Genomic DNA, 14,630 nt, shown 5'->3' with positions numbered 1-14,630 from the left:
CCCACCCTGGCCGCGGACCAGAGCTGGGCGAGCTGGCCCTCGGTCGCCGGACAGACCTTCGTCGTACGGACATTTCGACTCTGACCTCATTCCGCGCGGTCCATCCGCTCAGTGGTTGCCGCAATACTCCGGTTAAGGGAAAGCCGGAGAGGCACGCTGGCCCAACGGGCGCAACTCAGGTCCGGAACGGGGCGGTACACCGATCACCGCAGTGGTACCGCCCCGCCTCCGGCCGGGATGCCCTTCGTCACACACGGGCCGATCTCCTGCGCCGTCGTCAGGAAGTCGCGGTCACCGATCACACAGACTTCTGACCGCCCGGGACACCTACTTGGCTCAAGACCTACGGACGGATCCCGGCGGGCGCCGGAGGTGAGGGGGAACCGTTCTTCGCCGACGCCGCCGACCTAGCGCTCACCGCAGACTGCCCCGCCCGCTACCTGGTCGGCTACGTCGACGGCTGTCCCATCTGCTCGGCCGAGGTCTTCCTGCATGCGGGCGTTGCCGGGATCTACAACATCGCCACGCTCGCCACCGACCGCCGCCGTGGCTATGGCGGCGCCATCACCCTGGCCACCCTGCACACCGTCCGCGAAGCGGACTACGAGACCGCGGTGCTGCAAGCATCCGCCGACGGCGAAACCGTCTACCGCCGCTTTGGTTTCACCGCCTGCGGCCACTTCACCGAGTACGCCATCACCCCCTGACCAGTCACAGCAACCACCCCGCTCCTCAGCCCCGACACACCCCTCGGACGAAACCCGCCGGACGGGGATCGGCCGCAGGGGCCGGGCTGGGGCTGGGGGGCACCGTCCGCTACGCAGCCCCCTTCGGCATTTAACAGCCGACCCTTCGTGCGAGGGAGACTCTCTGTCCCCTCGCACGGCCCACAACCTGGAGAACGCCGCATCACCGACCGCATCGTCGTCCTCGACCAGGGCCGCGCCGCCGAGTCCGACACGTTCGAGGAGCTCCTGGACGCGGGCGGAATCTTCGCTGAGCTGTACAAATTTTCTCAGGATCGGTGATCAACCAGCCGCTGGACAGAAGTCCGGCGTTTTTACCAGGTCCGCCCGCCCCGATGAGAGGATTCGCGGCTATGCGTGTCCGTGTACCTCGGCGCCTCTACCGTCCAGCCCGAATGGCGATCACGGGGGTGTGTGAGAGGGGCTGGTGTGGGGCGGGATCTAGGTCTGGACGGGGTGGTGGACCACTTCACCCTGTCCGGCGACGAGACGGGTTGGTTACGGCACAAGACCGGGGCCACGAGGCTGGGCTTCGCCGTGCCAGCTCAAACTCTTGAGCTGGCACGGCCGGTTCCCCAAGACCCATCTGGAGCTGCCGCTCGACGCGGTCGAGCACGTCGCCAAGCAAGTCGACGTCGTGGCCTCTCAGCTGGCGTTCTACGACTTCACCGACCACACCGCCCAGCGGCACCGTACCGAGCTGCGCAAGCTCACCGGTTGGCATGAGTACACCACGACCGATCACCTCAAGCTCGTCTGCCACCTCGTGGATGCGATCTGGCACGACGAGCGGCGAGACGAGCAGGTGCGGGCCGAACTGTTGTGGCAGATGCGGTACGACCTGATCGAGCCCCCGACAACTGGGGCGATTCACTAGGTCAAGCTGTACCGGCCTGGCCGCGAGGATGAGGACACCCACGAGCGCCTGGCCGACGCGATGACCCGCCCGATCCGCTGGGACGTCATCGAGAACAACTACGACCAGCTCATCAAGTACGCCACCGCGATCCGGGTCGGCACCGCCTCCACCGAGGCAGAATTCGTCAATACCCTGATGATCCAGGACATGCTCGCCAACCCGGAGTGGGCGAACCTCCTGACCGATGAGGACAAGCGCGCCCTGATCCCGTTATTCTGGATGCACATCCAGCCCTACGGGGAGCTCCGGCTCAACATGGGCAGCTGCCTCCAGCTCGCCCAGCCCGTCCCCTCAGGAATCGGACCCCGAACCGAAACCCGCCGCCGCGAAACCCGACAGCCCCAGAACGCCAGATAACCCCGGCTACTGCCGCAGACCCGACGGCTTCGCGGACCTGAACGTCCGGCGTATGACACCGGCAGAGCATTGCGCGTACAGCCTTCCGTGGAGCCAAGCACCGCCCGAGCGGCCCCGGCTGGCCAGGGCGCCGAGGGTACGCAATACGTCATACCGGGGGGTGCAACTGCGCCATCTTCAGACCGAGGTGGGCGGTAAGCCGATCGTCTCCGCAGAACATGTTCAGGCCGGTCAGCTCCTCGACGCGCCGTAGCCGCTGGTAGAGCGTGGAGCGGTGGATGTGCAGCCGGGCGGCGGCCCGCTGGGCGTCGCCGGCGTGGTCGAGGTAGGTACGCAAGGTCTCGACCAGGTCCTGGTGCCCGGACTCCGGCTCCAGCAGCCGACGCAGGCCGGGGTGAATGCCCTCGGCCAGCTCATTCGGTGAGAGCTTGGCCAGCAGCGCGTAGACCCCCAGGCGCGTATAGGCGGCCACCGGACCCATCGCACCGGTGGCGCGTGCGATGTCGGTGGCTTGACGGGCTTCCCTGTAGGAGACGTGGGCGTCGGTCAGGCGGCGGTGTCTCCCGCCGATACCCACCCAGCAGGATGTCCTTCGTCCGGTGCCGAGTTCGGCGGCGAGTTTCTCGTGCAGAACATCGGCCAATTCACCGACGGCACGTTCAATGCCATTGCTCCGGTCCCCCGGCCAGATGGTGAGCAGCAGGGCGTGGTCCGGGCGGGACAGGACGAGGGCGCGGGCGGGCGGCAGCCGCCGCCGGGTGTGGTCAAGGGACAGGTCCAGTGCCAGCCGTTGCTGTTCGGAGAGCGGTTCCCCAGCCGCGTGGGACGCCGTGGCCACCAGGGCTGTGACGGGCCCGGCCACAGCCAGCCCCTCCTCGACGAGCGCAGCGGCGGCCTCGTCCCGCACAGAGGGATCGGGGGCGACCAGGTCCCGGACGTGCTCGCGTTCGTGGCTGCGGGAGACCTCGTCGGCCAGGTGATCGCGGCGCAGGATCAAGGCGGCCTGTCTGGCTGCCTCCCGCAGCGCCTCGACGTCCCTGGGGGTGGTGGGGCCGATCAGCCAGAGGTATCCCCGCAGCGCCCCGTTGTACCGGACCGGCATGCCGGTCCGTTCCACCGCGAAGCCGATTTCCGGGTACGGCGGGACGGTGAACACGTCGGCGGCTCGGGCGGCGCCGTGCCGGGCGACGTGAGCGGACAACGCGGCCGACACCCCGCGGTTCATGATCGACTCAATGCGGGCGTCGTCGACGTCGCCGGTGTGCGCCGTGTGGGCGAGCAGCCGGATGCGTGCGTCGTCCATGGCCACAGACCGCCCCAGCCGCGCGCTGAGTGCATCGATCAACTGCTGCAGTTCAGAGACCATGCCTTGCATGGTAAACGCCTCATTGGCCTCAGCAGCACCGGCTGCGGGCGCCCGACCGCGGGCCGACATTTGTCGATTCCTGCACGCTGTGGTCGCGACAGGTGTGGAGGGTCAGGAGGATCCTGTGACCCATATCGTCTCCCACACGGCGGATCGGACGGCGTGGCCCCGACCACCCACCGAGCCGATCCGCCTACCGGCGTCGGGTTCCGGCCAGACCCGGCCCTCGATCCGCCCGCTGCGGTGCAGAGCAGGAGGCATCATGACACCTGAAGGATCGCCGGAGTGGAGATTGCCGCCGAGACGCACCATCGACGTGCCAGCTCAGGCACTCTCCCATAGCAGTGGTTTCCTGACCTCCGGCGGGCTGGGAGTGGGGCCCGCGACGGGGCCGCGCACCATGCACCGGGCCACCTCGGCCGGTCGACGCTGGCTATCGGTGACGATGCGGACGCTGGCGCACCGGGCTGCCCAGGTGGCGGCCAGGACCGGAGGATCCGGCCGCTGCGCGAAGAACTGCCGTGCTCCGGCAGCCTGCGGCTCACCCGTCCGAGTCCGCGATGGACTTGCAACGACACCCCTTGCATACAGGAAAGGTGACTTAGTGTCTGATACCGCAGATGTCCTGGTGGTAGGCGCGGGCGTGATCGGCTGCTCGGCGGCGCTCGAACTGGCCAAGTCCGGTCTGCGCGTCATTGTGGTGGACAAGCTCGGTGGGGCCGGTGGGGGCTCCACCAGGGCTTCCAGCGCGGTTGTCCGCTTCAACTACTCCGCTCTCGACGGGGTGGCGACTGCCTGGGAGGCCAGGCACTGCTGGGAGCACTGGCCGGATCACCTGGAGAAGAGCGGCTCGGGTCCGCTGGCCGCCTTCGTACGCACCGGCCTCGTCGCCCTGGACGCGCCTCCGGCACCCCGCGGCCGCGTCACACCGCTCTTCGACCAGGTCGGGGTTCCGTATCAGGAGTGGGATGCGGCAGAGCTCGCGGCGCGACTGCCGGCCCTCGACACCGGCTGCTACTGGCCGCCCACGCCCGTGGACGAGGACGCGTTCTTCGCCGATGCCACCGCGCAACTGGGCGCTCTCCACACCCCCGACGCCGGTTACATCGACGATCCGCAGCTTGCTGCGCTCAACCTGGCCGACGCCGCGCGGGAACGCGGCGTGACCTTCTCCTTCAAGACCGAGGTGACCGCCGTCCTGCAACAGGGCGACCGGGTCTGCGGCGTGCGACTCGCCGACGGTTCGCGCCTCTCGGCACCCGTGCTGGTCAACGCTGCGGGCCCCTGGTCCGGCGCGCTCAACCGACTCGCGAGTGTCGGCGCCGAGTTCACCGTACGGGTGCGGCCCCTGCGCCAAGAGGTCCACCAGGTCGCTGCCCCACCCGGCTACCATCCGGCGGACGGCCTCGGGCCGGTCGTCGCCGACCTCGACCTCGGCATCTACCTGCGCCCCGACGGACGGGACTTCCTCCTGGTCGGCGGCACGGAACCGGACTGCGACCCGCTGGAATGGGTCGACGACCCGGACCGGGCCAGCCCCGGCGCCACCGTGCCAGGCTTTCGCACCCAGGTGACCCGCGCTGCCCGTCGGCTGCCCGGACTGCGCGTTCCCAACAGACCCAGCGGGATCGCCGGCGTCTACGACGTCACCGACGACTGGGCACCCATCTACGATCGCACCGACCTCGACGGCTTCTACGTCGCCATGGGCACCAGCGGCAACCAGTTCAAGAACGCCCCCCTCGTCGGCCGTTTCGTCACCGCCCTGGTCCACGGGACGGAGGCAGGCCACGACCACGACCGACAGCCGTTGCACTACACCTGCGAGCACACCGGCCATCACATCAACCTCGGAACCTTCTCCCGCAAACGCCGCCCCAACACCTCCTCCGGCACCGTCCTGGGCTAACGACCTGGGGAGCAATTGGGCTCGACGTCGCGGCTGCCGTGCTGGACGACGTTCCTTCTGCTGAGCCCTATTGCTTCTTGGGTCGCGACTTCGAGGCCGCCCAGATCAGCTGCAGCTGCCCGATCTCAGCGACGTTCTTCATCAGTTCGGCGTTCAGCCAGGCGATCACGTGTCCGGAGGGGTCTGCCACGGCAGCCTGGCGGCTGCGTCCAGATCGGCGTCGGTGAGTTTGTCGAGGACCGCTAGCCACTGGGTACGCCGTGACGCGGCCCGGCCGCGTGCACGACCAAACCGCCGTGCGCACCGAGGGCATCGCCGAGCAATTCCGCCTTCGCCCAAATGTGAAAGTCGAGGTGGACGAGGGCTACCGCAGCTTGGCCAACGAATTCCCACACCAGGTCAGCGCTCCGCCGAGGAAGCCGAAGGACGACGTGTGTGACGGCGAGAGGCGGGCCTGGCGCGAACAGCGACGCCGGCGGTCCTAGGCTCGGATCTGTGTGGAGCACACCAATGCCGAGTACAAGCAGTGGCGCCCGCTCCAGCGCTACACCGGACGGCGTGAGGACTACGCCGAGACCCATCGCGCCATCGCCGGTCTGGTCTCCGACCGCTCCGCCCGCAGGGCAACCCGCCGCAGGACGAGTACCGAGCTGGTGCCCGTCCGCACGACGACCTGCTGATCACCCGACAGCCAAACCCCCAGGCCAGCACGTCCCGATCTCAATTGTCCCCGCGATCGTAAGCCCGACGTAGACGTGCCACAGGACGGCTCCGTATGCGTCCCTCGGCCGTGCAACGGGCGAGGGACGCCAGCCGGATACAGGGCGCACAACGCAAGAGGTGTCCTATGACCTGCAAACCCGGGTTCTCGAGCGGCCCTGCGGCAGCTCTTCGACAGCAGTGGATGAATACGACCGCCAACGGCGCGGCTCGGGCGACGTTGCGCGCCAACGCAACGAGACCGTAATGCTGCCGACCGACGTGCGCGAAACCTCCGAGTACCAGGCCGTTAACAGCTATCTACTGAAGTCGCGGGAGTTGGCCTTGGGCAGGCCGGGCGGCCTGTCGGAGCCACACCCGTCATCCGCCGACCGCCGGATCGTAGTGACCGGAGCGGTGATCGACGAACCGGCCAGTGTGCCCCGCACCGCGGTCTACTCGCGGCTCAACACGTACACAGTGCCCGTTGGCTCGATTGCTCTCCTGATGTTCGACGATGGGAGCCCGCACGAGAACCGGGCGTGCCACGACTGCCTGTCGTGGTAGGCGAGGCCGGGGCTGTGGAGGCCGAGATTGTGGCCAGGGAACGGCACGCGGTGAAGTGCCCGAAGTCTCATCAACTCATCCAGGACTAGGAAGAGTAGATGAACCCGCTGGCGGCTCTCGGTGCGAGGAACTGGCGGCTGGACGCTGCAGCACGGACCACGGGGTCAGGCCCGAGCACCGAACGTAGGCCGTGACTCCCTGGCTCTCCCCCGTGCATCGCTGTCTCCATGCCCCACCGGCGTCGGCGTCCCGTTGCTCCAGAGGTGGATGTACCCGGGTGCTCGCCTGCTTCCGCAGCTCCGGCCGCTTGCCCAGTTCGTCACGCCGTGACCGAATTCTCCAAGGTCCTTCGGGTCATGCGTGGTCAGGGGCGGCCGGTCAGCGGGCGGGGGTAGTGCGGCCACGCGGAGGAATGCGGCCGTGCGGGGTGCGGCCCGCTATCCGGCCGCACCCCACTGCGCAGATCTGCCGCTGCTACCACGTGGGGCCGTAGATTCCCGGTTCGCTCCGACCTCGTGTCTGCGCGCACCGCTCCGTGCCCGGGAGCGGGTGGGCGGTGTCTATATGGCGGAGTCCGGTGAGATGACGTCCCAGGTTCCGAATCGGGTCAGGCCGGCTGATCCGGCCGCCGCTACCGAGGCGTGGTTGTCGAGTTGGCAGCGGTACCGGGGCTCGTGGTCCCGTGTGAGGGCGTGGCGGGAGATCGCGCGCACGAGGCGTCGGGCTTGGCCCTTGCCCCGGTATGGCGGGAGTGTCAGGACGCCGAGGTCGGCCAGCGGTGCGTCGTCCCACGGGTACATGCTCGCCGCGCACACCAACTGCCCGTCCTCGAAAGCTCCGCAGACCGCCCCAGCGGCTACGCGGTCGACACCACCGAACGGTGGCCGGTGACGTACTTCCTGCACGGCGGGGGCGGCACCGTGGACGATGCCGCAGCTGCCCCGGCGCTGCACTCGGATTCAATGATCACCGTCGTGCCGGACGGCGGCCTGAAGGGCTGGTACGCGGACTGGGTCATGCAGAACACCGCCGAGGGCGCGGCGAACTGGGAGACCTTCCACCTCAGCCAGGTCGTCCCCTTCATCGACGCCAACCTGCGTACCGTCGCGGACAGGGACCATCGTGCCGTCGTGGGCCTGTCGATGGGGGGCTACGGCGCGTTGCACTACGCCGAGGCCCGCCCCGACCTCTTCGGTCACGTCGCCTCGCTCTCGGGTGGCATCGATTTCGGCGTGGCCGAGATCCGGGCCGCGGTCCTGGCCACCGAGCTCAACGTCACGGGCGCCTGGTGTGCGGTGAGCACCTCCACACCGTCCGGGGCCGGCCAGTGCACGAGGTACGGCCCCTACGTCGACAGCGACGCGATCTTCGGATCCCCGTACCCGGTGCTGAACGCGGACCGCGTCTGGAAGGCGGTCGATCCGGCCGCACCGGCCAATCTGGACAGACTGACCGACACCGGCATCACGCTCTACACCGGCAGCCAAGGGCCGATCGACCACTTCACCCGCATCGCCACCTCGACCGTCAAGAGCCGGCTGGACCAGCGTGGAATCCCCAGCCGTGTCCTCGACTACGGCAACGGATCCGCCCTGTCTCCCAACTGCAACGGCGGGCACAACTACGGCTGCTGGGCTGCGGCTTTCGCCGACTACATCCCGCGTCTGGCCGCCTCGTTCGAAGCGGCGGACAAGGGCCTCTCGTTCGGATCGTGCTGGACTCGCCCTGGCACCGCACCTCGCGGCGTTGTCGTCAGCCCGTAGGTTACGGCCCGGCTTTCGCGGCTGTAACAGCGCACGTACTTCAACCTCTACGTCAACTGATTGGCAGGGAGAAACATGTCATCGACCTTGAGCAGAGCCGGGTTCGCGGCAGTGGCCGGCATGGTCTGTGCGGTGATGCTGGCGCTTCCGTCACCGGCACAGGCCCACGCACCCCAGGCCGCCCCGGCCTCGAACCGGACTCAGGTACAGGCTGCCGACGACCACGCGGCCACACTGGCGGCGCTCAAGACGTTCCAGGCGAACGCCGGCCCCGGGCGCCAGCGTCCATGCCGGTGACGGCACCGGCTCCTGGACCCTCTCGGCCGGCACAGGCACCATCAACACCAACCGGCCGATCCAGGTTACGGAGAGCTACCGCATCGGCAGCCAGACCAAGACCTTCACCGCGACAGCGGTGCTGCAGCTGGTCGAGGAGGGCAAGGTCTCCCTCGAATCGCCGATCGAGCAGTATCTGCCGGGCGTGGTCACCGGCAACGGTCACGACGACAACGCCATCACTGTGCGCCAGCTGCTCCAGCACACCATCGGAATTCCGGTCAACTCTCCGAATCCGAAGGCCAACAGCGCGAGCCCGGCAAGAGCCGAAACAGCTGTGAGGAGCGCGGTTCGGCGCAGATGACGAGTCATGCCGATCATGCTCAGGCCCAGGCCCAGGCCCAGGCCAACGAAGAATCGTTGCTGCCCGGCAGGCGTCACCCGCCCGGGTAAGAAGTCGTACCGGGCGCCGCAGCCGGGCCCGTGACAGTGCATACGAGAGCGTCCCCTGGCCAGCAGTCAGACACGGGCACCCTCACCGCATCCGGGTCACGGTGAGGGTGCCGTGCCGGCCAGACCCGGCCAGCACCTCCACGATCAGATCCGACTCCACCCGCGTGTACGGCTCGCCCCCTGCCCGCCGCTCCCCCACCACCACCGTGCCGCTCAAGGCCTCACCGACACGAGCCGCAAGGACAGGCTCCAGGCGCGCGGACACCCTGGCCGGCCCGCCATCGTCCCCCACCGCCAGAACCAGAAGGTGCGGCCTGAACCGGGGACCGGTGAACCCCAGCACCAGCGCGTCGACGGTGTCCGCGTGCCGAACCTGCAACCACCGGCGCTGACCTGACGGCGGATATCCCGCCCCGCCGCGCTTGCAGACGATCCCTTCGGTGCCCTGCTCGCGCAGGGCGTCGTACCAGAGCGCGGCGACGTCCCGGTCGTCGGTCGCCGGGGTGGCCTGGACCGGCGGCCCGACATCGGCGAGGAGCTCCAGGAGGAAGGCGCGGCGCTCGGTGTACGGCAGGTGTCGGCAGTCGCCGATCGCCGGGTCCGGGTGCTGCAGAAGGTCCCAGCAGATGTAGGAGGCCGGATATCGGGCGGCCAGGGCGCGGGCCCGGGTCGTGGATGACGTGGCCCGTGACTGCGCCGCGGCGAAGTCGAGCCGGCCGTCCCGCCAGATCACGGCCTCCCCGTCCAGGACCGTGTCCGGCCTGAGCGTCATGCCGGCGACGGCCAGGTCCATCCAGTGCTGGGTGACGACTCTGCCGGACCGTGCGTACAGGACGACGGTTTCGTCGGTGCGGCGCAGCACGGTTCTGTGGCCGTCGTTCTCCAGAATTCGATGTGTCTCATGAGACAGGTTGGCAGTTGGCTTCTGGCAACGCGACCTGGCCCCCTGACAGTGAGATTCGGCCCTCACCTGACGATCTTTGGGGTGCCGCCGAGATAGGCGCCAAACCCATCAGTAGTCTCGGCGGTCAGCCGGGCGGGCTGCGACGGGCGCGCAGGGCCAGTACCAGGCAAACCGTGGTCGCGGCGATGGCGAGTGAGGCGGGCAGACGTGCCCATGAGGTGCCTGCGACCGGCGCCTGGGCGGCGAGCAGTACCACTGCGGTCGCGGCGGCGGCCGCCAGTGCGGGTGTCGCCTGCGGGCGGCCGGGCGGGGCGGTGACACCGACTGTCCAGGCGTCGGTTACGAGCAGGTAGGCGAGCAGCAGGGCGGCGATGCAGACGACCAGCCAGACTGCGGGGTTGGTGGCCGCGGCGACCGCGATGGCCGCGGCTGGCAGCACGGTCGTCCTGCGGCGGGCCGCGATAGTCCGCCAGCGCATGGAGGTCAGGACGGGGCGGGCGTCGACCATCGGAGCTGCCCACCACGCGGCCGCTGCCGCTCCGACCACCAGCACCCTGACCGGCAGCGGTGCGTGCAGGGCAGCTGGCGGATTGCAGGCGGTGACGGCGAGGGCCGTTCCGAGCAAGCGGTCGGTGATGCGGGAGGTGAGACGTGCGATGAGCAGGGCGGCTCGGCTGCCGGGCGGGCGCGGGCGTGGCCGGGCGATCCGGGCGGGGGCGGTGGTCATCGGGTCCCCCCGTGGATGCGGGTGCGCAGCAGCGGGGCAAGGGCGAGGTCGAGGGTCTTGCCGGGGCGGTGGGCGACGACCGCGATGCCGCGTTCCACGAGGGCGAAGCGCATGGCGTCGCGGTCGGCCCGCCATAGCCGCAGCGCGAGTTCGCCCTCGGTGTCGCCGGGTTCCACGACTGGGTCGCCGGTGGGAATCTCGACCACGACCATCGGGTTGGCCCGTGCGCGCACTTGGTGCAGGATGTCGAAAATCCGCTGGTCGGTCAGCGGCGTGATGACGTACACCAGAGCTCCCTCGGGCAACGCTGGCGGTGGGAGCAGGCTGAGTCCCTCCGTGCGGTACGCGCGGTCTTTGCGGACCTCCAGCACGCTCTCGACGATGCGGTAGAAGTACCCCTGGCCGCTGCCCGGTTGCAGCCAGCGGGTCGCTCCACCCACCGACACGACTCCGACCCGGTCGTGGGTACGCAGGTAGGCGCGGACCAGCCCGGCAGCGGTCCGGAAGGTCTCGTCGAGCGAGGACGTGCCGCTGACCGGGTCGACCACGTCGGCGAGCACGTCCAAGAGCACCACGGTGTCGGCGGTGCGCTCCGCGGCGAACTGGTGGACCTGCAGGGCGCCGCGACGGGTGGTGGCCGGCCAGTGGATCCGCCGCTGACGTTCGCCGCGCACATACGGGTGCACGCCGGTGACCTCGACGCCCTCGCCGCGCTGCACGGCGGTGTGCTCGCCGAGCCGTTGCGGCAGCCGGACCGGGATGGGCGTGAGGCCGGCGTGTCCGGGCAGGGGGAAGACGGCGACCTCACCGAGTTCGGCCCGCACGGTGCGCCGGGCCAGCCCGCCGCGGTCGTAGACGTCGACGTCGACCGTGCCGAGCGTCCAGCGGCCCCAGCGCTGCGCGGTCAGGACGAGATCGACGCGGTGCGGGCCGACCGCGAGGTGGTCGAGCCTGACCCCGTGGCCGAGGGTGACGCCAGGGTCCAGGCGGCCGGACTCACCGTCGTAGGACACAGTGATCCGCACCCTCACCTGCTCGCCCTCGAAGCACCGCCGCGGCTCCACCTCCGCCTCGGCCGTCACCGCCTCCGGACGCGGCCCGCTCGGCAGCGCGAGGGCGACCAGCACCAGGGGCGCGGCCGCGAGAGCAAGTACCCAGGGGCGGCCGGTGACCAGCGCGGCGGCCAGCGCGACCACGGCCAACGTGCCCAGCCGCAGGACGCGTTCACCGACGCGCCAGCCGGGCGGCGGAGGCGGCGGGGGTTCGGCGGTCACGTCGTGGCGGCCGTCCAGGGCCCGCCGGACAGCGGCGGCCGCTCCGCGGGCCGGCACTGGATCCGTCATGACGCGATCGATGCGCGCGGCATGGTCTGCGGGGCGTGCACGGATTGCACGATCTCGCGCATCACGTCGTCGCCGTCGATCTGCCGGACCCACAGTTCCGGCTTGAGGGTGACGCGGTGCGCCAGGGCCGGCACCGCCACGGACTTGACGTCTTCCGGGGTCACGTAGTCCCGCAGGTCCAGGACGGCTCGGGCGCGGGCGAGCTGCACCAGGGCCAGGCCGCCGCGCGGAGAAGCGCCGACCTGGATGTGCGGGTGGGCCCGGGTGGCGCCGACCAGCGCGACGACGTACTCCAGCAGGTCGTCGTCCACCTCGACGCGTTCGACGGCGGCCCGCATGGCCAGCACCTCGCCCGGACCGCTGAGCGTGCGCAGCACTGCCTCCGGCGCCGCCCGATCGACACGCGCGCGCAACATGCCTACCTCCTCCGACGCCGCCAGATAGCCCATACGAACCCGCAGCAGGAACCGGTCGAGCTGGGCCTCGGGCAGGGTGTACGTGCCCTCGTACTCGATGGGGTTGGCGGTGGCGACGACCACGAAGGGCTCCGGCAGCGGCCGGGTGTTTCCGTCGATGGACACCTGGGACTCTGCCATCGCCTCCAGCAGCGCGGCCTGGGTCTTGGGCGGGGTGCGGTTGATCTCGTCGGCGAGCAGCAGGTGGGTGAAGACCGGTCCGGGCCGGAAGACCATGTCGGCGGTCCGTTGGTCGTAGAACGGAGCTCCGGTGACGTCGGAGGGCAGCAGGTCCGGGGTGAACTGGATGCGGCGGAAGTCCAGGCCCAGAGCGATGGCGAAGGAGCGTGCCAGAAGCGTCTTCCCGAGTCCCGGCAGGTCCTCGATGAGGACATGGCCGCCGGCGAGGATGCCGAGCATCACCAGCGCCAGTGGTTCCGCCTTGCCGACCACGGCCGTGCGGATCTCGTCGAGCACGGCCGCAGCCCTTTCGCCTGCCTGCCGGGGAGTCAGGGTGTCGTGGTCCGGGGTGGGTTGGGGGCTGGTCACGGTCGGTTCCTCACGGGGTGGAGTCGGGGCGCGCGGGCTGCGGGGTCGGTTGCAGCGCTAGCGGTCACAAGGCTTCCAGGCGGTCGAGCAGGGCGCGCAGGACGGGTTCGGGAAGAGTGGGCTGCGCAGCGGTCGCCTCGGGATCGATCCACGGCCACAGCTCAGCTCCGATCAGCGCCCGGGCCCGCTGCGGGTTCCGGTACATCGCCATGCCGTGCCGTTCGGCCAGCCGGGCGGCGAACAGCCGCTGCAACTGCGGCCGCAGCACGGTGTCGAGGTGCGCTTCGCCGTCGTCCGCAAGGGCCTTGGCCACGATGCGCTGCCACCCGCCGAGGGCCGGGGCCCGGCTGTCCAGCAGGCGCACCGGCCTGCGATGGCCGCTGTCCTGGGCGGCGCCGCCCGCGGCATAGCGCCCCAGGGCCAGCGCCACTGCGGTGATGAGGGCGAGGCCGGTGGCGGCCGCGGCGGCACCGTCGGCCAGGGCGAGCAGCACTTCGGCCGCGACCGCGACGGTGCCCAGCACGGCCAGCGAGTGGCGCACCGAACCGGGCGTTGACAGCACGGAGTTGACTATGGCCCGTATCCAGGTGGGCGCCTTCACGAGGTATCCACCACGGCTTCGGGTCCAGGCGTCCGCGAGCGCAGGCTGTGGGCGATCTCGGCGAGCGCGGCTGCGGCACGGTCGCGGTGGCTGGCGTCCATCGGGTGCGTGGAGTAACGGGCCTCGCGGAACAGGGTGGTGAGCGCGGCGGCGGCCGCCCCCGTGGGCAGGCCGTTGGCGGCGGCCCGCTCCAGCAGGTCCTGCGGGCTGTCCGAGGCGCGCCGAGCCACCCCAGAGTCGGCGAGCGACTCCTCCATGGCGGCATAGCAGGCGATGACGGCAGCGCGGGCGTCGGTTCCGTCCAGCAGGGCACGGCGCCCGGAGTCCACGGCCTGGACCAGGCGTTCCTGCTCGTCGTCGAGCGTCGCGTACGTCGCCGGGGCCTCGGCCGCTGGTGGCCGGGTCACATACCGCCACAAACGCAGCCCGGCGATCACGACGACCGCGACAAGCAGGGCGATGCCGAGACCGAGCAGGATGCGCGTCAGCCCGAAGTGCATGCTGTGGCCCGCCTGCCCGGCATGCTGTGCGGGTGGCGGGGCGGGTGCCGGGTCTTGTTGCGGGCTGGGAAGCGGTGACGATTCGCGGCCGTGCCCCTGGCCAGCCTCATGGCTGCCGGACGAACCGAACTGGTGCAGGACCAGGATGAGGAGCGGGACGACCAGCGTCGCGGCCAGCAGGACGCGGCTCACGCCGTCAACTACCCGCTGTTCCACCGGGTTGAGTTCCCGGGTGGCGCCTACCTGCTCTCGGTACTTCTCACGCAGCGCCAAGCCGCCAAGGAGTGACAGCAGGGCGAGGCCGACCACGAGGACGGGGTTGCCGCCGAGCGGCCCGCGGCCCTTGGCTAACAGGCCCGTGTCGGGGTGCAGCAGCAGTGCTCCCAGGGCCGCTCCGCCCACCACCAGCACGGCCAACGCGGCCTGTACGGCGCCGATCGTGCTGTGCCACCGTCGCCCGCCCGCCGTGTGCTGCAGCCCCACCGCCACCCCCCTC

14 protein-coding genes and 3 pseudogenes are annotated in these 14,630 nt (G+C 70.1%); 8 read left to right on the top strand and 9 right to left on the bottom strand.

Annotation, left to right across the window (positions count from 1 at the left end; genetic code table 11):
- Positions 1-386 precede the first annotated feature (386 nt).
- The 3 genes and pseudogenes from ACFV8T_RS41400 to ACFV8T_RS41390 all read left to right on the top strand — a co-directional run.
- A pseudogene (locus ACFV8T_RS41400) lies at positions 387-707 on the top strand (GNAT family N-acetyltransferase); the annotation flags it as partial.
- Positions 708-1,296: 589 nt separating this feature from the next.
- A pseudogene (locus ACFV8T_RS41395) lies at positions 1,297-1,623 on the top strand (DUF4158 domain-containing protein); the annotation flags it as partial.
- Between the two features lie 6 nt (positions 1,624-1,629).
- A complete protein-coding gene (locus ACFV8T_RS41390; protein WP_385337975.1) occupies positions 1,630-2,022 on the top strand; it encodes a Tn3 family transposase in 393 nt (130 codons plus the stop codon).
- A gap of 148 nt (positions 2,023-2,170) precedes the next feature.
- Here ACFV8T_RS41390 and ACFV8T_RS41385 read toward each other — a convergent pair whose 3' ends face one another.
- Positions 2,171-3,388 (bottom strand): PucR family transcriptional regulator, encoded by a 1,218-nt coding sequence (locus ACFV8T_RS41385; RefSeq protein ID WP_385337952.1) that lies wholly within the window; start codon positions 3,386-3,388, stop codon positions 2,171-2,173.
- Positions 3,389-3,992: 604 nt separating this feature from the next.
- Between ACFV8T_RS41385 and ACFV8T_RS41380 the strand changes: the two genes are divergently transcribed.
- On the top strand, positions 3,993-5,297 hold the full coding sequence (locus ACFV8T_RS41380) for an NAD(P)/FAD-dependent oxidoreductase (RefSeq protein WP_385337949.1): 1,305 nt from the start codon (positions 3,993-3,995) through the stop codon (positions 5,295-5,297).
- Between the two features lie 67 nt (positions 5,298-5,364).
- Here ACFV8T_RS41380 and ACFV8T_RS41375 read toward each other — a convergent pair.
- A pseudogene (locus ACFV8T_RS41375) lies at positions 5,365-5,555 on the bottom strand (DinB family protein); the annotation flags it as partial.
- A gap of 239 nt (positions 5,556-5,794) precedes the next feature.
- On the opposite strand from ACFV8T_RS41375, the gene ACFV8T_RS41370 reads away from it, so the two are divergent.
- Both ACFV8T_RS41370 and ACFV8T_RS41365 read left to right on the top strand, forming a co-directional pair.
- Positions 5,795-5,977 carry a hypothetical protein gene (locus ACFV8T_RS41370; RefSeq protein ID WP_385337946.1) on the top strand — a complete coding sequence of 61 codons (183 nt, stop codon included), beginning with the start codon at positions 5,795-5,797 and terminating at the stop codon, positions 5,975-5,977.
- A 160-nt stretch (positions 5,978-6,137) separates the two neighbouring features.
- Positions 6,138-6,563: a hypothetical protein gene (locus ACFV8T_RS41365; RefSeq protein WP_385337943.1), complete on the top strand. Its 426-nt coding sequence runs from the start codon at positions 6,138-6,140 to the stop codon at positions 6,561-6,563.
- Between the two features lie 560 nt (positions 6,564-7,123).
- On the opposite strand, the gene ACFV8T_RS41360 is transcribed toward ACFV8T_RS41365, so the two are convergent.
- Positions 7,124-7,363 (bottom strand): GNAT family N-acetyltransferase, encoded by a 240-nt coding sequence (locus ACFV8T_RS41360; protein ID WP_385337940.1) that lies wholly within the window; start codon positions 7,361-7,363, stop codon positions 7,124-7,126.
- Here ACFV8T_RS41360 and ACFV8T_RS41355 point away from each other — a divergent pair.
- Together ACFV8T_RS41355 and ACFV8T_RS41350 are read left to right on the top strand one after the other, a co-directional pair.
- Positions 7,289-8,326, top strand: a complete 1,038-nt coding sequence (locus tag ACFV8T_RS41355; protein ID WP_385337937.1) for an alpha/beta hydrolase — start codon at positions 7,289-7,291, stop codon at positions 8,324-8,326. The two genes, ACFV8T_RS41360 and ACFV8T_RS41355, sit on opposite strands and share 75 nt — an antisense overlap.
- A 211-nt stretch (positions 8,327-8,537) precedes the next feature.
- Complete coding sequence (locus ACFV8T_RS41350) at positions 8,538-8,966, top strand: serine hydrolase domain-containing protein (protein WP_385337972.1); 429 nt, start codon at positions 8,538-8,540, stop codon at positions 8,964-8,966.
- A gap of 171 nt (positions 8,967-9,137) precedes the next feature.
- Here the strand turns inward: ACFV8T_RS41350 and ACFV8T_RS41345 are convergent, their stop codons facing one another.
- The 6 genes from ACFV8T_RS41345 to ACFV8T_RS41320 form a co-directional block, all read right to left on the bottom strand.
- Positions 9,138-10,025 (bottom strand): hypothetical protein, encoded by an 888-nt coding sequence (locus ACFV8T_RS41345; protein ID WP_385337934.1) that lies wholly within the window; start codon positions 10,023-10,025, stop codon positions 9,138-9,140.
- A 58-nt stretch (positions 10,026-10,083) separates the two neighbouring features.
- Entirely contained in the window at positions 10,084-10,686 is a 603-nt protein-coding gene (locus ACFV8T_RS41340) for a hypothetical protein (RefSeq protein ID WP_385337931.1), read from the bottom strand.
- Complete coding sequence (locus tag ACFV8T_RS41335; protein WP_385337928.1) at positions 10,683-12,029, bottom strand: DUF58 domain-containing protein; 1,347 nt, start codon at positions 12,027-12,029, stop codon at positions 10,683-10,685. The genes ACFV8T_RS41340 and ACFV8T_RS41335 overlap by 4 nt, the downstream gene beginning before the upstream one ends.
- The gene (locus ACFV8T_RS41330) at positions 12,026-13,033 is read right to left on the bottom strand and encodes an AAA family ATPase (protein WP_385337925.1); all 1,008 of its coding nucleotides are present in this window, start codon (positions 13,031-13,033) and stop codon (positions 12,026-12,028) included. The genes ACFV8T_RS41335 and ACFV8T_RS41330 overlap by 4 nt, the downstream gene beginning before the upstream one ends.
- A gap of 64 nt (positions 13,034-13,097) precedes the next feature.
- A complete protein-coding gene (locus tag ACFV8T_RS41325; protein ID WP_385337922.1) occupies positions 13,098-13,595 on the bottom strand; it encodes a hypothetical protein in 498 nt (165 codons plus the stop codon).
- 35 nt (positions 13,596-13,630) lie between these two features.
- Positions 13,631-14,617, bottom strand: a complete 987-nt coding sequence (locus tag ACFV8T_RS41320) for a DUF4129 domain-containing protein (RefSeq protein ID WP_385337920.1) — start codon at positions 14,615-14,617, stop codon at positions 13,631-13,633.
- Between the last annotated feature and the right edge of the window lie 13 nt (positions 14,618-14,630).

The organism is Streptomyces sp. NPDC059832 (assembly GCF_042731715.1).
GTDB lineage: Bacteria > Actinomycetota > Actinomycetes > Streptomycetales > Streptomycetaceae > Streptomyces.
The sequence above is the reverse complement of the archived record's forward strand: the minus strand, read 5'-3'. Positions and strand labels throughout refer to the sequence as shown.

Bases quoted from the DNA above. Each gene is read 5' to 3' on its own strand.
- ACFV8T_RS41335 (WP_385337928.1), bottom strand. From the start codon at position 12,029: ATGACGGATCCAGTGCCGGCCCGCGGAGCGGCCGCCGCTGTCCGGCGG.
- ACFV8T_RS41385 (WP_385337952.1), bottom strand. From the start codon at position 3,388: ATGGTCTCTGAACTGCAGCAGTTGATCGATGCACTCAGCGCGCGGCTG.
- ACFV8T_RS41340 (WP_385337931.1), bottom strand. From the start codon at position 10,686: ATGACCACCGCCCCCGCCCGGATCGCCCGGCCACGCCCGCGCCCGCCC.
- ACFV8T_RS41360 (WP_385337940.1), bottom strand. From the start codon at position 7,363: ATGTACCCGTGGGACGACGCACCGCTGGCCGACCTCGGCGTCCTGACA.